Genomic DNA, 19858 nt, shown 5'->3' with positions numbered 1-19858 from the left:
AATCGATTTCCTGCCCTGAGCGCAACAGAGATTGCGCCGTCTGTCCCGGCAGACTCACTGGAGAAACATCGCAATGTCAGTTAACGGTCGTATCCACTCATTTGAATCCTGCGGGACCGTCGACGGTCCCGGCATCCGTTTCATCACCTTCTTCCAGGGCTGCCTGATGCGCTGTCTCTACTGTCACAACCGTGACACCTGGGATACTCACGGCGGAAAAGAGATCAGCGTCGAGGCGCTGATGGCGGATGTGCTCTCCTATCGCCACTTTATGAATGCGTCTGGTGGCGGTGTTACTGCGTCAGGGGGTGAAGCGATTCTTCAGGCTGAATTTGTGCGTGACTGGTTCCGCGCCTGCAAGGCCGAAGGCATCCATACCTGTCTCGACACCAACGGTTTCGTACGCCGCTACGATCCAGTGATCGACGAACTGCTCGACGTGACTGACTTAGTGATGCTCGATCTCAAACAGATGAATGATGACGTGCATCAGATTCTGGTGGGTGTATCCAATCATCGTACGCTGGATTTTGCCCGCTATCTGCAGAAAAAAGGCAAGCGGACCTGGATCCGATTTGTCGTGGTACCTGGCTATTCTGACGATGATGACACCGCGCATCGGCTGGGTGAATTCACACGTGACATGAAGAACGTCGAGAAGATTGAATTACTGCCCTATCACGAGCTGGGTAAGCATAAATGGATTGCGATGGGTGAAGAGTACAAGCTGGATGGGGTGAAACCACCGGGGAAAGAGACGATGGAACGCGTTAAAAACATTCTCGCCAGCTACGGTCACGAAGTGATGTACTGAATAATCGGTCATAAAAAAGGGAGCTTAACGCTCCCTTTTTACTGTTCAGCGATCAGGCATGTGCCACTGGCGTCGCCTGCTGATCCACTTTACGCAGCAGCATCAGCAGATAGATCAGCGCCACTGCGGCGATCATCACAAACAGCAGCCGGTCAGAATAATTCTGCATCAGAACAGAGGTCATTGCGGGTCCAGCCAGACTGCCAACGGTATAACTCATCAGCAGCGCCTGATTCATCGCAACCAGTTCATGATGTGCGACTGTCTCGCAAGCCCAGGACATCGCCACCGGATAGAGTGTGAAGCCTGCCAGTCCCAGAACAAACAGCGCTGGCGCCATTGCGGCATTGGTTAACATGGCCATCGCCCCCAGGATAACGACAAAGACCTGCACCCGCAGCACCAGCAAGCGGCCGAAACGATCGGCAAGACGACCAACTGGCCACTGCCCGACAATCCCTGCGCTAACCAGTAACGCCATCCAGTAGCCGACATTGGCATCACTCATTCCCTGATGCGACAGGTAAAGCGGCATCAGGCCATAAAGCGAGCCTAAAACGATACCGGAGATAATGCACCCATTGATGCCGAGACGTGAACTGCGGCGACGAAGCATCGGCCAGATGCGAGCCGGTGCCGCTTCAGCCGCTTCACCGGTGGCTGATACCCGTGTGAAGACCAGCGGCAGTACCGCGCAGAACACCAGCGAAGTGACCCAGGGTACTACGCTCAGTAATTCTGTTGAGAGTGTGCTGACCAGTAACTGACCGGTTACAGTGCCGAGATAATAAACGATCATATAGGCAGCCAGTAGCTGTCCACGATTGCGGACGGTTCCGCTACAGAGAAGTGCGCTTTCAACCACGACCCACATCAGTGCACAGCCTACGCCCGCGACAAAACGAAGCGAACTCCATGCCCAGAAACCTTCCATCGCTACCAGGCAAATCGTTGCCACGGCAAAGAGTCCTGTTGCCAGATAATAACTGCGATTAAACCCGTAATGCCTGATTAACCAGCCTGCCAGCAATGTACCTGCCAGATTGCCGGTGTAATAAGAGGAACTTACGATACCTACCTGCCAGGTTGTCAGTAAGTCATGCGTCAGCCACAGCGGAACAAGCGTATTCAGCACGGCAATGGCGACAGTCATTAACATCAGGCCGCAAAGCAGCAATATCACGGGGCGTGACCAGGTTGACATAGGGGATAAAAACCAGAGCAAAATGAAGGAAATTGCGCGCAGTTTGCCACTGGCTTTTTTAAAGTCAATGGGCCGAATTTGACAGCAGCACATTTTGCTGCGGGACAATTTAATCTACTAATCTTCAGTGGGTTACAATTGTATTATGCGGCACGCTGCTGAACGCTATCTCTATGAAAAATTAGCTTTTTAAGCGTTCCGGCGCACCTGGTATCGATAACGTTTATTTGTGAATAAATTCCGTCTCAATAAATCCTTTTTTTCAAAAATCAGGCATAAAAAAACCCGGCCATAGCCGGGTTTAAGAGATTGTGAATCGCTTAGCCGATGATATCAACGCCATTCATGTAGGGGCGTAAAACTTCAGGTACGGTGATGCGGCCATCTTCCTGCTGATAGTTCTCCAGCACCGCGACCAAAGTACGGCCTACGGCCAGACCTGAGCCATTCAGGGTATGAACCAGACGCGGTTTCTTTTCCTGTTTGTTGCGATAACGCGCCTGCATACGACGCGCCTGGAAATCACCCATGTTGGAACAGGATGAAATCTCACGATAGGTATTCTGCGCTGGCAGCCAGACTTCCAGATCGTAGGTTTTGGTCGATCCAAAGCCCATATCGCCAGTACAGAGTAAAACCTTACGATACGGCAGATTCAGCAGCTGCAGCACTTTCTCTGCATGACCAGTCAGCTCTTCCAGCGCATCCATTGACTGTTCCGGAGTGACAATCTGCACCATTTCAACTTTGTCGAACTGGTGCATACGGATCAGGCCGCGCGTGTCACGACCGTAAGAACCCGCTTCAGAACGGAAGCATGGCGTATGCGCGGTCAGTTTAACCGGCAGGCTATCCTCTTCCACGATCTCGTCGCGCATCAGGTTGGTCAGCGGCACTTCCGCGGTAGGAATCAACGCATAGTTGCTGCTGTCTGACTGCTCTTCCAGCGGACGGGTATGGAACAGGTCTTCGCCAAACTTAGGCAGCTGTCCGGTACCATAAAGCGTTTCGTGGTTAACGAGGTAAGGCACGTAGGTTTCAAGGTAGCCATGCTGCTCAGTGTGCAGGTCAATCATAAACTGACTCAGTGCACGGTGCAGGCGGGCAATCTGCCCCTGCATGACCACAAAGCGCGAACCGGTCAGTTTAACGGCAGCCGCAAAATCCAGACCTTTCGCCGCTTCACCCAGCTCAACGTGATCTTTAACCTGGAAGCTGAATTCGCGCGGTGTACCCCATCGGCTCACTTCCTGGTTTTCGCTGTCATCTTTGCCCAGCGGCACTTCATCTGCCGGAATGTTCGGCAGCGCCAGCGCAAAGTCACGGATTTGATTCTGCAGTTCATCCAGTTCTGCTTTTGCGGCATCCAGGCGTTCGCCCAGCGCGTTCACTTCCTGACGCAGCGGCTCGATGTCTTCCCCACGTGCTTTGGCCTGACCGATGGATTTGGATCGGGAATTACGCTCTGCCTGCAGATTTTCAGTTTCCACCTGCAGTACTTTGCGACGCTCTTCAAGCGAACGCAGCGTTTCCACATCCAGTTTGTATCCCCGGCGTGCCAGTTTTTCTGCGACTGCGTCTGGCTCGTTACGCAGCAGATTGGGATCGAGCATGCTTATCCTGTGTATAAAAAGTTGGTTGAAAGAAGGGACGCATTCCTGCGGAATGCGTTGAAAACATTGCCCACATTACCGTAACGTCTGTTTCAGCGGTAGCGTTTTGTCGGGCTATTTTGATCCTGCTCAGCGAGCCAGCTTAGCTTTTCACCAATCTTACCCTCAAGCCCGCGCTGGGTTGGAGTGTAATAGCGTGCGCTGGCCAGTTCCTGCGGAAAATAGACTTCACCGGCGGCATAAGCGTTGGTTTCGTCATGGGCATAACGATACTCTTTGCCCAGGCCCATCTCTTTCATCAGCTTAGTCGGCGCATTGCGCAGATGCTCAGGTACATCGTAATCGGGATGGTCGCGCGCATCGCGCATTGCAGCTTTAAACGCGTTATAGACCGCATTACTTTTAGGCGCGCAGGCCAGATAGACAATCGCCTGCGCAATAGCACGCTCCCCTTCTGCCGGCCCGACACGCGTAAAGCAATCCCAGGCCGCAATTGCCACCTGCATACCGCGTGGGTCGGCATTGCCGACATCTTCTGAGGCGATAGCCAGCAACCGGCGTGCCACATAGAGCGGATCGCCACCTGCGGTAATAATGCGTGCATACCAGTAAAGCGCCGCATCGGGTGCCGAACCGCGCACAGATTTGTGCAGAGCCGAAATCAGATCGTAAAAGCGGTCGCCTTTGTTATCAAAACGCGCGGATCGCTCACCCGAGACTTCGTTGAGCAACTGCGGCGTCAGTTCACGCTGACCCGAGGCGGTGATTTCGGCCATATCCGCCATCATCTCCAGCGTGTTCAGCGCCCGGCGTGCATCGCCATTAACCAGCTCAGCAATCATCCTGCGCGTGTTGTCCGGCAGCACAATATCACTGTCGCCATACCCGCGTGTTTTGTCCTGCATCGCCTGATCCAGCACCTGCTCAATATCTTTCAGAGTCAGCGATTTCAGCAGATAGACGCGGGCGCGGGAGAGCAACGCGGAGTTAAGTTCAAAAGAGGGGTTTTCGGTGGTCGCGCCAATAAAGGTAATCGTGCCATCTTCGATATGCGGCAGAAAAGCATCCTGCTGGCTCTTGTTGAACCGATGGACCTCATCCACAAACAGGATGGTGCGCCGCCCGGCATGTTTATTCTGGCGGGCACGCTCAATTGCCTCACGAATCTCTTTCACACCCGAAGTGACAGCTGAGATACGCTCCACATCGGCGTTACCATAATGCGCAATGATTTCAGCGAGTGTCGTCTTGCCGGTCCCGGGTGGTCCCCACAGGATCATCGAGTGCAGGTGCCCTGCTTCAATCGCGCGCGGCAGTGGTTTGCCCGCACCCAGCAGATGTTGCTGACCAATGTACTGTTTCAATGTTTCTGGCCGCATACGCGCGGCCAGAGGTTTGAAATTTTCGGTGGAAAAATCCAGAGACAGGTTACTCACCGTGACCTCACTGACGTTGGTCGTCCACCGTCACGCCTTTAGGCGGTGTGAACGTGAATTTATCCGGGCTGATAGCGCCATTCTGCTGGCTTTTCAGCTGGTAATCACTGCGCTGGCCATCCTGTTCGATAGCGCTGAAGCGGTTAATGGTGCCGCTGGAGGTCACCTGAATGGTGAACTGTTTCAGGTTGCCATCACTGTTTTTCGGTGTCAGCTCGAAATTGTCACCCTGCTGTTTGATGTTGTACTGCTTCCAGTCGTTCGACTGGTTGCGGGCAATCAGCATAAACGGCGTATTGCTGGTCGCATTCTGCAGCAGACTTACAGTCGCCTGCTCAACAAATGGATTGTAGAACCACAGCGATTTACCGTCAGAGATAATGATGCTTTCGTCCGGCGCGGTCATGTGCCAGTTAAACAGGCTGGGACGTTTAACCCACAATTCGCCTTCACCATCCTGCACATTGGCACCGCTGCTGTCGGTCACTTTTTGCGTGAAGCTGGCGTGGAAGCTGCTGACCTTGTTCAGGCGCTGTTGCAGATCACTGGAAGCATCAGCCAGAACGCTGGCTGAAGAAAAAGTGGCCAACAGGCCAAGAGCGATTACGCGTAATTTCATCTGCTTCAATTCCTTATTTAAACGTTCCCATCGATAACTGCATTAAGCCTGGTCGCCGTTCCGCCATCAGAACAGAGGAAAAAGCCGAAAGCTGATCCAGATATGGGGGTTAACCGTATAAAAACAATGAGCCAGTAGAAACTGGCTCATTAAGTAGTGTTTCAAAACATTTAACCGCTACATATCGTGAGGCGGTGGCGACAGCACTTCACGGTTACCATTGTGGCCTGGTGCAGAGACGATACCCTGCGCTTCCATCTGCTCAATAATACGTGCAGCACGGTTATAGCCGATGCGGAACTGACGCTGAACGCCTGAAATCGAGGCTCGGCGCTTATCGACCACAAAGCCGACAGCCTGATCGAAGAGTGGATCGAGTTCTTCATCGCTATCGATGCCACCAGCACTTTCGCTCTCTTCGCCTGCCGTAATACTGTCGATATATTGCGGACGACCACGTGCTTTCCAGTCCTGAACCACCGCATGCACTTCCTGATCACGCACAAAGGCACCGTGAACACGAACTGGCAGTGAGGAGTTTGGCGGCATGTAAAGCATGTCACCCATACCCAGCAGTGACTCCGCGCCGCCCTGATCGAGAATGGTACGTGAGTCTATCTTGCTTGAAACGGTAAAGGCGATACGTGTCGGGATATTCGCTTTGATCAGGCCAGTAATGACATCTACGGATGGACGCTGTGTTGCCAGCACCAGATGGATACCCGCAGCACGGGCTTTTTGTGCCAGGCGCGCAATCAGCTCTTCAACCTTTTTCCCCACCGCCATGATCAGGTCAGCAAACTCATCGACCATCACCACGATATAAGGCAGTTTCTCCAGAACCGGCGGGGTCATATCCATGCTGTCGCCCGGTTTCCAGAACGGATCAGGAATCGGACGGCCCATCGCTTCGGCTTGCTCCACTTTTTCGTTGTAACCCGCCAGGTTACGAACGCCCAGCGCCGACATCAGCTTGTAACGTCGCTCCATTTCACCGACGCTCCAGCGCAGCGCATTCGCGGCATCCTTCATGTCGGTGACAACTTCGGTCAGCAGATGCGGAATGCCTTCGTAGACCGACAACTCCAGCATTTTCGGGTCGATCATAATGAAGCGAACTTCTTCCGGTGTCGCCTTGTAGAGCATGCTGATGATCATGGCGTTCACGCCCACAGACTTACCGGAACCGGTAGTACCGGCAACCAGCAAGTGTGGCATTTTCGCCAGGTCGGCCACGACCGGCTGACCGGCAATGTCCTTACCCAACACGACGGCCAGTGGCGACGGATTGTCGCGGAATTTAGGGCAATCCAGTACTTCACGCAGATAGACGGTCTGACGATGTTTGTTTGGCAGTTCCAGGCCCACATAAGGTTTGCCAGGGATCACTTCCACCACGCGAACTGCGACAGTCGAGAGTGATCGTGCCAGGTCGCGCGACAGGTTAGAAATACGTGCGGCTTTCACACCCGGTGCCAGGTCAAGCTCGAAACGGGTGATAACCGGGCCAGGCGAGATGCCAACTACTTCGGCTTTGACGCGGTAATCGCCTAAGCGTGACTCCACCAGACGGGCAGTCTGCTCCAGCGAGAACATATCAACCGGCTCTTCCTCTTCAGGTGGCGCCGTCAGGAGATCCAGCGAAGGCAGTGGCGTGGACGGTTTCTCCAGCGGCTGCTCATGGCGCATCAGGAACGGATGGATCAGGCTGTCATGCAGTGAAGGTTTCGCTTCTTCAACTGGCTGAACCGGCTCAGCGGCTGGCGCGCTATAAGACGGCGCGCCATAAGCCGGGGCCTGAGGCGCCGTTGGTGCAGCATACACAGGCGCAGACGGAGCGGCATAATCCGCTTCAGGCTCTGCTGGCGTACCATAAGCAGGTGCAGAATAAGCCGGGACCTGAGCTGCCTCTGGTGCATGATAAACAGGCTCTGCGGGTACCGCAGGCGTCGCTGGCGCACTATAGGCAGGTTCTGCCGGTGCAAAACGGGCAGGTGCAGGCACCTGAGCCGGTGCCTGAGGGCTTGAGACCTCACTCACCTGCTGCCACGGTTCGTGTGAAGCCGCAGGTGCTTCCGGCTCAGGCGTCGCGGCAATCGTAAACAGCGGTTCAGACGGGCCGTCATCCACCAGATCTTTCATCGGTGAAAAATCGAACGCTGAGGCAGTATCAATATTTAATACCGGCTCTTTTCTCACTTCAGGTTCATAGCGCTGCTGTTGCTGCTCGGCGAACTGACGTGCCAGTGCATCCTGCTGCTGCGCATCCTGCTCATCTTGTTCGTCCTGCTGCCAGCTGGTGCCGTAACGTTGCTGCTGCTCAGACTGGAAGGCCTGACGCAGTTCAGCCTGCTGCAGTGCCTCTTCTGCATCAGATGCAGTGGAAACCGACGTAACCGGGGCCGTTTCGCTCTCTTCCGCTTTGGCTTTCTCTTCAGCCATGCGCTGAGAAGGTAACTTAATGCCATAAGAGGCCAGTTCACGACGTGTAGGCAGTTTTACCGGATTAGGACGCGGCAGGGCCGGTCCGATACCCTGCTTAACCTGCGGATTCAGATTGGTTTCAGGTGCCAGGTCAAAAACAGGTGCAGTACGTGTGGCCGCCGTTGCGGCAGCGGCAGTGGCAGTGGCAGTGGCGGCTGTAGCGGCCGCAGGGATCGCTGATGTGTCACGCCAGTTACCCATTTTAGGTTCGTCATCGTCGTAAGCATTGAACGACGGCGCAGCCGGGGCTTCGTCTGGCATTTCAAAGTGGTAAAGCGGTGGTGAGGCCGCGGGTGCAGGAGCATTCTGCGCCGGAGACGGGGCCATCGTTGTACCATAGGATGCAGGGGTGCTCTGTGCAGATGCTGGAGCAGGTTGTGCCGTTGGCGATGCGGGCATTGCTGCTGATGCGGCAGGCGCCGATGCAGTAAAGGCCGCTGCAGCAGGTGCCGCGTTAACCGGCGCTGCGGGAGCGATGGTCACTTCTGCAGCTTCCGCAGTGGCGGCTACTGCCGCACTGGTTGCGGCTGCCGCTTTCGCCAGTAGCGGATCCGGCTGTGTCGGCACAGGCTGAGGGGCAGCGCGTGGCGCGGAAAGCAGCACATCATCTTTCTGATCGGCAGCACGCGGCGCAGACAGCAGCACGTCATCATCCTGGTCGGCGACATGCAATGCAGGGACATCCGCATAATCTTGCGCGTCCCGCTCGTCATCCTCTTCCTGCCAGGGCTCATCGTGACGTGAGCGGTTGCTGGCAAACGTCAGCACGCCCATGACGACGCCGCCAATTCTTTCTGCAATGGTGAGCCATGACCAGCCGGTATACAGGGTTATCCCCGCTGCCCAGACGCAGAGCAGCATCAGCGTGCCGCCAGCCGGACTGAACCAGGGGGCAATAGCATTACTGACCAGGCTGCCAATCACGCCGCCCGAGGCAAAGTACCAGATATCATCGGCGTTCAGCGCCGCCATACCACAGGTCGTCACCACCAGCGCGAGGACGCCAATTAAGCGTAACCCGACGGCAAAGTAGTCAAAGTAGTCCTGGCTGTCGCGCTGACGGAAACCAATCCAGCACAGACCCAGGATGACGGGCGGAATGGCGTACGCCATCACACCAAAGATGAAGAGTAAGGTGTCAGCCAGCCAGGCACCGACGCTGCCGCCGATATTATGGATAGGTTCATGCCAGGCCGTTTGCGACCAGCTCGGATCGGAAGGGTTAAAACTGACCAGTGAAACCATCAGGTAGATAGCAAACAGCGCCACCAGAATCAGCAACGCTTCCAGCAGACGACGTCCACTGCTCAGCGATTGTAACGAAACGTCTTTATCTTCTGTATATTCCTGGCTCAAGAGGACTCTCCAGGTGCCTGTAAAGTAAGAAGCAACAGCGTCGGGCAAGCCCGACGCTGATCCTGTATGAATGCACAGGAGTGTACCGAAATCTCACAGGTTTTGCACCTGCCCCGCATCAGCGAGTTTTGATCACCAGTCGATTGCTCTGTTTGACCTCTTCCATCACCACATAAGTTCGCGTGTCGTTTACGCCCGGCAGGCGCAACAGGGTTTCACCCAGCAGCTTACGATAGGCAGACATATCAGGTACGCGCGTTTTCAGCAGGTAGTCGAAATCGCCAGAAACGAGGTGACACTCTTGAGTTTCCTCAAGTTTTTGCACAGCGGCGTTAAATTGCTCAAACACATCCGGCGCACCACGATTCAGAGTAATCTCAACGAATACCAGCAGAGAGGCATCCAGATAGTGCGGGTTTAACTGCGCGGTGTAACCAAGAATAAATCCCTGGCGTTCGAGACGGCGTACACGCTCAAGACATGGCGTAGGCGATAAGCCTACGCGTTTGGAAAGCTCTACGTTTGAAATGCGACCATCTTTCTGAAGTTCATTCAGAATGTTCCTGTCAATTCTGTCGAGGTCTTTCCCGGGGCGTTTCTTATTGTCTACCATTATTATTGTCTCTCTTAATTCCTTCCCTTTACCTGCCACGCCCTGAAAACGCTCAATGTTCGGGGCATTTCTGAAGTGAGCTAACAGAGCCTGTGATCTGACACCTATCGATATGACGCATGTTGTCTGTCCACATCATGCGTCATTATCCATATCAGGCTGCTTTTATTCGGCGTTACACGCAAAACAGGCGACGAAAACCTGTTTTGTTCCGATAAATGTTATTCGCTTCTGATAATGTTTTCGCAAAAGCGCAGGCGATTGTCAAAGTAAAATCACCAAATTCAGGACAAGATGCCAGACAGACCGCTGGGTATCTGTTTTTAAATGAGTATTTTTCCACTTTTGCACCTCTCAAAGCCGATTTTTGCCCCATTCTGGCGCATTGACCAGGCAAAACCGCCGCTCATCGTCTACGCCACTTGCAGCTATCGTTAACAAAATTGGCTAAGTCTTGTTATTGTCGCCGGATATTCCCTACAATCGCAGGCTATGTCAGCCGAATGAAACTGAGGAACGCATGAGTACGGCCAAACACAGTAAGTTACTCATTCTGGGCTCCGGCCCAGCGGGTTATACCGCAGCCGTTTATGCTGCACGCGCCAACCTGAATCCGGTGCTGATCACCGGTCTGGAAAAGGGCGGACAGCTGACCACCACCACTGAAGTGGAGAACTGGCCGGGCGACCCGCACGATCTGACAGGTCCATCGCTGATGGAGCGCATGCACGAGCATGCCGAAAAATTTAATACTGAGATCATTTTCGATCACATCCACACCGTTGATCTGCAGAACCGCCCGTTCACCCTCACTGGCGACAGCGGCGTATACACAGCAGATGCCCTGATCATCGCCACCGGTGCGTCAGCGCGCTACCTGGGTCTGCCGTCTGAAGAGGCGTTCAAGGGCAAAGGTGTCTCTGCCTGTGCAACCTGTGACGGTTTCTTCTATCGCAACCAGAAAGTCGCAGTGATTGGCGGGGGTAACACGGCCGTTGAAGAGGCGCTCTATCTGGCGAACATCGCGGCTGAAGTGCATCTGATCCACCGTCGTGACAGTTTCCGCGCAGAGAAGATCCTGATCGACCGGCTAATGGAAAAAGTGCGCAATGGTAATATCGTGCTGCACACCCATCGTACGCTGGAAGAAGTCACAGGCGATCAGATGGGTGTGACCGGTCTGACACTGCGTTCTACCCAGAACAGTGATGAAACAGAAGCGCTGGAAGTCGCGGGTCTGTTTGTTGCTATCGGACACAGTCCGAATACGGCTATCTTCGAAGGTCAGCTGGCGCTGGAGAACGGTTACATCAAAGTTCAGTCGGGTCTGCACGGTAACGCCACTCAGACCAGCATTCCTGGCGTCTTTGCGGCAGGGGATGTGATGGACCATATCTATCGTCAGGCGATTACCTCTGCGGGCACCGGCTGCATGGCCGCGTTAGATGCTGAGCGTTTTCTTGACGGGCTGGTTAAAAACGATCGGTAAGTTGTTAACCCTCTGATCTCAAATATTCCAGGCGACGGTTTTTCCGTCGCCTTTTTTATAGCTCTCATGCTAGATTCTGGCGCCTGAAGAGATGGAAATGTCTTTCCATTTTCCCCTGTCACCGACATTTAGTATGGTCTCGCATGGACAAATCGCGGCAGCAGCATCTTACCCGCTGGCTTCGTCAGCAACGTCGTTTCGCCGGTCGCTGGTTGCGGCTCAACACGCTGCTGGGCATGGTAAGTGCCCTGCTGATCATTGCCCAGTCTGGTTTACTGGCCTCGCTGCTGCAGGCGCTGATCGTTGACCAGCAACCGCGTGAAGCACTGACGGTCAGTATCCTGCTGTTACTGCTTTGCTTCGTACTGCGCGCCCTGATTAACTATGCCCGTGAACTGACCGGCTATCGTGCCGGGCAGGCTATCCGTCAGGCGTTACGACAGCAGGTCTTAGACCGGTTGTCTGCGCTGGGCCCGGCGTGGATACAGGGGAAACCAGCCGGGAGCTGGGCGACTCTGCTGCTGGAGCAGATCGAAGAGATGCAGGAGTATTACGCCCGCTATCTGCCGCAGATGACGCTGGCGGTGCTCATCCCCTGCTGCATTCTGCTGACTGTTTTTCCGCTGAACTGGACCGCGGGTCTAATCCTGTTTGCCACTGCGCCGTTGATTCCGCTGTTTATGGCGCTGGTCGGCATGGGTGCGGCCGAGGCCAATCGCCGCAACTTCCTGGTGCTGGCCCGCCTGAGCGGTAACTTTCTCGACCGTCTGCGCGGCAGAGAAACGCTGCGGCTGTTTCATCGTGGTGAAGCAGAGCAGCAGGCGGTTGCCGACGCCACCACCGATTTTCGCCAGCGCACCATGGATGTGCTGCGTTTAGCGTTTCTCTCCTCCGCCGTGCTGGAGTTTTTTGCCTCGTTAGCCATTGCTGTGGTAGCCGTCTATTTTGGCTTCTCCTATCTGGGCGAATTGCATTTCGGTGATTATGGCCACGGCGTGACGCTGTATGCCGGGTTCCTGGTTTTGATCCTCGCCCCGGAATTTTTCCAGCCACTGCGCGATCTCGGCGCGTTCTATCATGCCAAAGCCCAGGCGGTCGGCGGTGCCGATGCACTTGAAGCCTTTATGCAGGCGACGCCCGACGTTATCCGGCAGGATGGCCCGCAGCCTTTCACTGCCGAGCGCGCAATCTCACTTGTCGCCGATGATCTGCGAGTCTGCGCGCCCGATGGCCAGGTGCTGTGCGGCCCGCTCACCTTTACCATCGCTGCGGGTGAGCAGATTGCGCTGGTCGGTCAAAGCGGGGCCGGTAAAACGGCCCTGATGAACGCCCTGCTCGGTTTCCTGCCTTATCAGGGCTCGCTGAAGGCGAATGGCGTTGAACTGCGTGATATACGACGGAGTGACTGGCATCAGCAGCTTAGCTGGGTAGGACAGAACCCGCAGTTACCGGCAAGCACCTTGCGCGACAATATCGTAATGAATGCTGCCTGGGACGGCGAGCGCTTTGCAACGCTGCTGGAATCGTGCGGCATTAATGAGTTCCTGCCTCGTCTGCCCAGGGGCATTGAAACCCAGCCCGGCGATGGTGGTCATCAGCTGTCGGTGGGTCAGGCACAGCGAGTGGCGGTCGCACGCGCGCTCTATAAATCCTCACATTTATTGCTGCTTGATGAACCGGCAGCCAGCCTGGATGCACTCAGCGAACGTCATGTCATGGTGGCCCTGAACCAGGCGGCTGCCCGCCAGACCACGCTGATGATTACTCATCAGATTGATACGCTGAGTCGCTGGCAGACCCTCTGGGTGATGGAGGCGGGTAAGCTGGTGCAACAGGGTAACTGGCAGCAGCTGTCGCAACAGCCTGGTCCCTTCAGTGAGATGCTGAAGCATCGTCAACAGGAGATTCGCTGATGTCAGCCTTGCGTCCTTTTCTTCGTCTCTGGCTGCGCCACCCTTTCCGTCTTGCGCTGGGCATTGTGCTGGCGATTGTTACCCTGCTGGCCAGCATCAGCCTGCTGACCCTGTCAGGCTGGTTTCTTGCCGCATCGTCAGTGGCAGGCGTAGCAGGCCTCTATACCTTCAATTATATGCTGCCCGCGGCAGGCGTCCGTGGTGCAGCGATCATCCGCACTGCCGCACGCTATGCTGAACGTCTGGTCAGCCATGATGCGACATTCAGAGTGCTTCAGCATCTGCGTGTCCACACCTTCAGCCGCCTTATGGCGCTTTCGCCAGAGCAGCTGTTGCAGTTCCGCCAGGCGGACCTGCTCAACCGTTTTGTGGCCGATGTTGATACGCTGGATCATCTCTATCTGCGCGTCATTTCGCCGCTGCTTGGCGCATTTTTGGTGATAGTGGTAGTCACCGTCGGGATGAGTTTTATTAATATTCCGCTGGCACTGACGCTGGGCGGTATCATGCTGAGTACGCTGATTCTGATGCCGTCGCTATTTTATCGTCTGGGCTCACCGGCAGGCATCGCGATTGCCCACGGACGCGCCCGCTGGCGCTTGCAGCTGATGCAGTGGCTGGCGGCGCAGGCTGAACTTACGTTATATGGGGCCTCGCAGGGCTGGCGTCAGCAACTTGACGAAGATGAACGGCGCTGGCAGCAGGCACAGAGCCAGCAACAGCGTTTACAGGCCGCCGCTCAGAGCCTGCTGCTGCTGATCAGCGGCATAACCGTAACCCTGCTGCTCTGGCTTGGTGCTGCGACAATCAGAGAACAGCAGTTACCCGGCTCGCTGATTGCGCTGGTCGTGTTCTGCGCTCTTGCCGCCTTTGAGGCGCTGGCACCGGTTGCAGGGGCTTTTCTGCCTATGTCGCAGGTGACAACTGCCGCGCATCGGGTTAATGACATTATCGATCAGTCACCCGCTATCACCTTCCCGGCAAGGTCAGACGCCCGGTCAGGACCGCTCTGCATCAATATTGATCGGCTCGACTTTAGCTACCCCGACCGTCCGGATAAGGTACTCAACAGCTGTACCCTGCAGGTGGCCGCGGGTGAACATATTGCGCTACTGGGACCGACCGGCTGCGGAAAATCGACGCTACTGGCGCTGCTGACCCGCGCTCGTGAGAGCCAGCACGGTGTCATCAGCCTGAATGATCTGCCGATTACCGCCTGGTCAGAGTCCGCGTTGCGCCAGCGTATCAGCGTGGTGACGCAGCGGGTTCACCTCTTCAGCCAGAGCCTGCGCGCTAATCTGCTGCTGGCCTGCCCCGATGCCACTGATGAGCAGCTATGCCGCGTTCTGAACGACGTTGGCCTGCAACGCCTGCTTGAGAATCAGGAAGGATTAAACGCCTGGATGGGCGAAGGGGGTCGCCCGCTTTCCGGCGGCGAACTGCGTCGGCTGGCGCTGGCGCGTGCGTTACTGCACGACGGCGATCTCTGGCTGCTGGATGAGCCCACCGAAGGGCTGGATGCCACCACCGAGCAACATATTCTTGCCCTGCTGCAACGGCTGACTGCCGGAAAAACCATGCTTATGGTCACTCACCGGCTGAGTGGCCTGGAACAGATGGATCGCATCTGCGTGATGGATAATGGCGCGATTGTTGAGCAGGGCAGTCATGCGGAATTAATCTCAAAAGCAGGGCGCTACTGGCGTTTCCGGCAGCGTATTGCGTTATAGTCTTAGCGAAATGCCGATGAGTAACATAACGCGATGAGACTGGTACAACTGTCACGGGAATCTCTGATCTTTCCCCCGCCGGAGATGGCGCTGCGTGAGCCAAATGGCCTGCTGGCCATGGGCGGTGATCTCTCCCCTGCCCGATTACTTAACGCTTATCAGCACGGTATCTTTCCGTGGTTTTCGCCCGGCGATCCCATTCTCTGGTGGTCGCCCGATCCCCGGGCCGTCCTGCTGCCTGAGCAGTTTCATCTCAGTCGTAGCATGAAGCGTTTTCACAGTCGTTCACCTTATCGGGTAACAATGAACGAGTCCTTTGCCGAGGTCCTTGAGGGCTGCGCAAGCGGTCGCGAGGAAGGCACCTGGATTACCTTTGAGATGAAGCGAGCCTGGTTACGACTGTATGAACTGGGCCACGCGCACTCGATCGAGGTGTGGGATGAACATCAGCTGGTGGGTGGCATGTACGGGCTGGCGATGGGGCAAATCTTCTGCGGTGAATCGATGTTCAGCCGTCAGCAGAATGCATCAAAAACAGCACTTTGGGTCTTTTGTCAGCATTTCGTCCGACATCAGGGCCGACTGGTGGATTGTCAGGTACTTAATCCTCATACCGCCTCGCTGGGTGCGCAGGAGATCCCGCGCGCGGATTATCTGCAATATGTGCAAAGCCTTGCTTACCAGCCGGTCAGCGATGGCTGCTGGCAGACACAAACGCTTTTTTAGCCCTGCAGAGATGTTTTGCACACATAAAGGCGCATAAGTGGTATATTAGTCGGGTTTGGTATGTCGTCCGCGCTTCGCAATATCGAGCCGGAATTGCCAGGCTGGGAATCTCAACGCACTCTCGGAACTGTTTTCAATCGTGCGCATGTAACCGGTTGATTCAGATTCTTAGCCCGCTAATCCCCTGCAGACGTCACCTTAAACACCCTAATTTTACCGGATGCGCGCAACTTACGTGCACCCCGGCAAAGCGTTGGCAAAATCGCCGACGGTTCTTTACATAAATCGTTGAATTGGGCATTATCTTGCCGGTTCAACTGAAAGGTAGTACACCCAGAGGATTCGATGGCCAAAGAAGACAATATTGAAATGCAAGGTACCGTACTGGATACGTTACCTAACACCATGTTCCGCGTAGAACTTGAAAACGGACACGTGGTCACTGCTCATATCTCCGGTAAAATGCGCAAAAACTACATCCGTATCCTGACGGGTGACAAAGTGACCGTTGAGTTGACCCCGTACGACCTGAGCAAAGGCCGCATTGTCTTCCGTAGTCGCTAATTTGCAGTAATCTCATCGCTCTGCATATTGCAGCGAAAAAAAAGGCCGGATTTTAATCCGGCCTTTTTCACATCTGTAGCAGGTGATTAATGCACAGTGCCTTCGGTTTTGCGTTTTTCAGCACTCAGGAAGTGATAGGTCAGTTCACCTTTCTCACGATCCAGCGCGACTGATACTGAGCCGCCATCCACCAGCGAACCAAACAGCAGTTCATTAGCTAACGGTTTCTTCAGGCTGTCCTGTACGGTGCGCGCCATCGGACGTGCGCCCATCGCTTTGTCATAGCCCTTCTCAGCCAGCCAGTCACGCGCTTCATCACTGACTTCCAGCGATACGCCTTTCGCATCCAGCTGCGCCTGCAACTCGACAATAAACTTGTCGACCACCTGATGGATCACCGCTGGGGACAGGTGACTGAACCAGATAATGTTGTCGAGACGGTTACGAAACTCTGGCGTAAAGATCTTTTTGATCTCCTCCATCGCATCGGTGCTGTTGTCCTGATGAATCAGGCCAATCGACTTACGTTCAGTCTCACGTACACCGGCGTTGGTGGTCATGACCAGCACCACGTTGCGGAAGTCCGCTTTGCGACCATTGTTGTCGGTCAGCATACCGTTATCCATTACCTGCAGTAGCAGGTTGAAGACATCCGGGTGTGCTTTCTCAATCTCATCCAGTAACACCACCGCATGAGGATGCTTAATCACGGCATCCGTCAGCAGGCCGCCCTGATCAAAGCCGACATAACCCGGAGGCGCACCAATCAAACGGCTGACGGTGTGACGCTCCATATACTCGGACATATCAAAGCGCAGCAGCTCAATACCCAGCGCTTTCGCCAGCTGCACGGTGACTTCCGTTTTACCGACCCCAGTAGGCCCGGCAAACAGGAAGGAACCGACCGGCTTACGATCCTGACCCAGACCTGCACGGCTCATTTTGATCGCTTCCGTCAGCGCCTCAATGGCGTTGTCCTGACCAAACACCAGCATCTTCAGGCGATCGCCCAGATTTTTCAGCGTATCGCGGTCGCTTGCTGACACGCTTTGCTCAGGAATACGGGCAATACGGGCCACCACAGTTTCAATGTCAGAGACGTTGATGGTTTTCTTGCGCTTACTGGCTGGCATCAGGCGCGCACGCGCACCCGCTTCATCAATCACATCAATCGCCTTGTCAGGCAGATGACGGTCGTTGATATATTTCACCGCCAGTTCCACCGCTGCGCGCACCGCTTTCGCGGTATAGCGCACATCGTGATGCGCTTCGTACTTGGTCTTCAGGCCATTCAGGATCTGCACGGTCTCTTCAGGTGAAGGCTCCGTGATATCGATCTTCTGGAAGCGACGCGCCAGGGCACGGTCTTTTTCAAAGATGTTGCTGAATTCCTGATAGGTGGTGGAACCCATCACCCGAATCTTGCCAGAGGAAAGAAGAGGTTTGATCAGGTTCGCCGCATCGACCTGGCCGCCGGACGCGGCACCCGCACCAATGATGGTATGGATTTCATCGATAAACAGAATGCTGTGTTCGTCCTGCTCCAGCTGCTTCAGCAGCGCTTTGAAACGTTTTTCAAAGTCACCACGGTATTTGGTGCCCGCCAGCAATGAACCGATATCCAGCGAGTAGATGGTGCAGTCTTTCATCACTTCCGGTACATCGCCCTGCTCGATACGCCAGGCGAGGCCTTCTGCAATAGCGGTTTTACCCACACCCGATTCACCCACCAGCAGCGGGTTGTTTTTACGACGACGGCACAGCACCTGAATGGTACGTTCCAGCTCTTTATCGCGACCAATCAGTGGATCGATACCACCGACGCGAGCAAGCTGATTAAGATTGGTGGTGAAGTTTTCCATACGATCCTCCCCGCCTGCTTGCTCTTCGTTAACCGGATTTTCAGCGCCTGGCGCCTGGCCCGGTTCGTCTTTGCGCGTACCGTGAGAGATGAAATTCACCACATCAAGGCGGCTGACTTCATGTTTGCGTAACAGATAGGCCGCTTGCGACTCCTGCTCGCTGAAGATGGCGACCAGCACATTTGCCCCGGTGACTTCGCTGCGACCGGATGACTGGACATGGAAAACCGCACGCTGCAGGACGCGCTGGAAGCTGAGCGTCGGTTGAGTGTCACGCTCCTCTTCGCTGGCGGGCAGCACCGGTGTGGTTTGTTCGATGAAGGCTTCGAGTTCCTGCCGCAGAGCCACAATATCCACCGTACAGGCTTCCAATGCCTCTCTGGCCGACGGGTTACTGAGCAACGCCAGTAACAGATGCTCGACGGTCATAAACTCATGACGGTGCTCACGCGCTCTGGCGAAAGCCATATTTAAACTGAGTTCCAGTTCTTGATTGAGCATTAGGCACCTCCCCCAATTATCGCCCTTACCAGTTTCCTATATGGAGACGGGTTCAGGCTTTTTCCAGCGTACACAGCAACGGATGATGATTTTCCCGCGCATAGTTGTTCACCTGGGCCGCTTTTGTTTCGGCGACTTCTGCAGTAAATACACCACAGATCGCCTTGCCGTGATAGTGAACTTTCAACATCAGCTGCGTTGCACGTTCAACATCATAAGAAAAGAACTTTTGTACGACGTCAATAACAAATTCCATAGGTGTATAATCGTCATTATTCAGAATGACTTTATACATAGAAGGCGGCTTTAACCCTTCGCGTACTTTGTCTTCGGCCAGATGTTCAAAGTTAAGCCAGTCGTTTGTGTTTGCCATAGTGTTCCGTTGAGATTGTGCTTTAGCCTTTTAATGACTACATGTTGAGAGTTTAACATGCCTGTCAAGCTCCTGGTCGCTGCTGAAATTTTATTCAGAAATTCCCTTGCGCGACCTGCATCACAAAATTTCCAATAGCGTTAACCACCTCAAATTTTGATGATTTTTTCCCCACCTGGCCCGGTGGTTTGCTTGACGCCGGCGGCGCTTTCTCTACATTCTACCTGCACAGGCTGATTGAGTTTTAATCAAATCAGACTCACAGCCTGTAAGACCTCACCTACTTATAAAATGTCTTGCGAGGGAAGTAAAAGCATGGAGACGGGCACAGTTAAATGGTTCAATAATTCCAAAGGCTTTGGCTTTATCTGTCCGGTTGGCGGTGGCGAAGATATTTTTGCACACTACTCCACCATTCAGATGGAAGGCTACCGCACGCTAAAGGCAGGCCAGCAGGTTCAGTTCGACGTGCATGAAGGCCCGAAAGGTAATCACGCCAGCCTCATCGTGCCGGTTGAGATACAGGCCGTAGCCTGATACTTACCCCACCTCTGAACAGTG

General features: G+C 54.7%; 15 protein-coding genes. 7 read left to right on the top strand and 8 right to left on the bottom strand.

Annotated elements, in window-relative coordinates; translation table 11 throughout:
* The first annotated feature begins 73 nt into the window (after positions 1-73).
* Complete coding sequence (gene pflA / locus NIM72_RS18380) at positions 74-814, top strand: pyruvate formate lyase 1-activating protein (RefSeq protein WP_161734226.1); 741 nt, start codon at positions 74-76, stop codon at positions 812-814.
* Positions 815-866: 52 nt separating this feature from the next.
* Here the strand turns inward: pflA and NIM72_RS18375 are convergent, their stop codons facing one another.
* The 6 genes from NIM72_RS18375 to lrp all read right to left on the bottom strand — a co-directional run bounded on the left by NIM72_RS18375 (position 867) and on the right by lrp (position 10139).
* A complete protein-coding gene (locus NIM72_RS18375) occupies positions 867-2018 on the bottom strand; it encodes an MFS transporter (protein ID WP_222924270.1) in 1152 nt (383 codons plus the stop codon).
* A 320-nt stretch (positions 2019-2338) separates the two neighbouring features.
* Entirely contained in the window at positions 2339-3631 is a 1293-nt protein-coding gene (gene serS / locus NIM72_RS18370) for a serine--tRNA ligase (protein WP_033732108.1), read from the bottom strand.
* Positions 3632-3723: 92 nt separating this feature from the next.
* The gene (locus tag NIM72_RS18365) at positions 3724-5067 is read right to left on the bottom strand and encodes a replication-associated recombination protein A (RefSeq protein WP_161734230.1); all 1344 of its coding nucleotides are present in this window, start codon (positions 5065-5067) and stop codon (positions 3724-3726) included.
* 7 nt (positions 5068-5074) lie between these two features.
* A complete protein-coding gene (gene lolA / locus NIM72_RS18360; RefSeq protein ID WP_003849334.1) occupies positions 5075-5686 on the bottom strand; it encodes an outer membrane lipoprotein chaperone LolA in 612 nt (203 codons plus the stop codon).
* Positions 5687-5863: 177 nt separating this feature from the next.
* Positions 5864-9526 carry a DNA translocase FtsK 4TM domain-containing protein gene (locus NIM72_RS18355; protein ID WP_253421463.1) on the bottom strand — a complete coding sequence of 1221 codons (3663 nt, stop codon included), beginning with the start codon at positions 9524-9526 and terminating at the stop codon, positions 5864-5866.
* A 118-nt stretch (positions 9527-9644) separates the two neighbouring features.
* On the bottom strand, positions 9645-10139 hold the full coding sequence (gene lrp / locus NIM72_RS18350; RefSeq protein ID WP_006118610.1) for a leucine-responsive transcriptional regulator Lrp: 495 nt from the start codon (positions 10137-10139) through the stop codon (positions 9645-9647).
* Positions 10140-10659: 520 nt separating this feature from the next.
* Between lrp and trxB the strand changes: the two genes are divergently transcribed.
* The 5 genes from trxB to infA all read left to right on the top strand — a co-directional run bounded on the left by trxB (position 10660) and on the right by infA (position 16561).
* On the top strand, positions 10660-11628 hold the full coding sequence (gene trxB / locus NIM72_RS18345) for a thioredoxin-disulfide reductase (RefSeq protein WP_013357303.1): 969 nt from the start codon (positions 10660-10662) through the stop codon (positions 11626-11628).
* Positions 11629-11771: 143 nt separating this feature from the next.
* Complete coding sequence (gene cydD, locus NIM72_RS18340; protein WP_253421461.1) at positions 11772-13541, top strand: cysteine/glutathione ABC transporter permease/ATP-binding protein CydD; 1770 nt, start codon at positions 11772-11774, stop codon at positions 13539-13541.
* Complete coding sequence (cydC, locus tag NIM72_RS18335) at positions 13541-15271, top strand: cysteine/glutathione ABC transporter ATP-binding protein/permease CydC (protein WP_253421459.1); 1731 nt, start codon at positions 13541-13543, stop codon at positions 15269-15271. The genes cydD and cydC overlap by 1 nt, the downstream gene beginning before the upstream one ends.
* Positions 15272-15304: 33 nt before the next feature.
* Positions 15305-15997: a leucyl/phenylalanyl-tRNA--protein transferase gene (gene aat, locus NIM72_RS18330; protein WP_161734240.1), complete on the top strand. Its 693-nt coding sequence runs from the start codon at positions 15305-15307 to the stop codon at positions 15995-15997.
* Positions 15998-16342: 345 nt separating this feature from the next.
* Positions 16343-16561 (top strand): translation initiation factor IF-1, encoded by a 219-nt coding sequence (gene infA / locus NIM72_RS18325; protein ID WP_002211347.1) that lies wholly within the window; start codon positions 16343-16345, stop codon positions 16559-16561.
* Between the two features lie 86 nt (positions 16562-16647).
* Here the strand turns inward: infA and clpA are convergent, their stop codons facing one another.
* Together clpA and clpS are read right to left on the bottom strand one after the other, a co-directional pair.
* Positions 16648-18924: an ATP-dependent Clp protease ATP-binding subunit ClpA gene (gene clpA, locus NIM72_RS18320; protein ID WP_161734242.1), complete on the bottom strand. Its 2277-nt coding sequence runs from the start codon at positions 18922-18924 to the stop codon at positions 16648-16650.
* A gap of 52 nt (positions 18925-18976) precedes the next feature.
* Positions 18977-19297 carry an ATP-dependent Clp protease adapter ClpS gene (gene clpS / locus NIM72_RS18315; protein WP_003849318.1) on the bottom strand — a complete coding sequence of 107 codons (321 nt, stop codon included), beginning with the start codon at positions 19295-19297 and terminating at the stop codon, positions 18977-18979.
* A gap of 315 nt (positions 19298-19612) precedes the next feature.
* Here clpS and cspD point away from each other — a divergent pair, with 315 nt between their 5' ends.
* Complete coding sequence (gene cspD / locus NIM72_RS18310) at positions 19613-19834, top strand: cold shock-like protein CspD (protein WP_098051073.1); 222 nt, start codon at positions 19613-19615, stop codon at positions 19832-19834.
* Positions 19835-19858 lie beyond the last annotated feature (24 nt).

This window comes from Pantoea sp. B550 (genome assembly GCF_024158165.1).
GTDB lineage: Bacteria > Pseudomonadota > Gammaproteobacteria > Enterobacterales > Enterobacteriaceae > Pantoea > Pantoea alfalfae.
The sequence above is the reverse complement of the archived record's forward strand: the minus strand, read 5'-3'. Positions and strand labels throughout refer to the sequence as shown.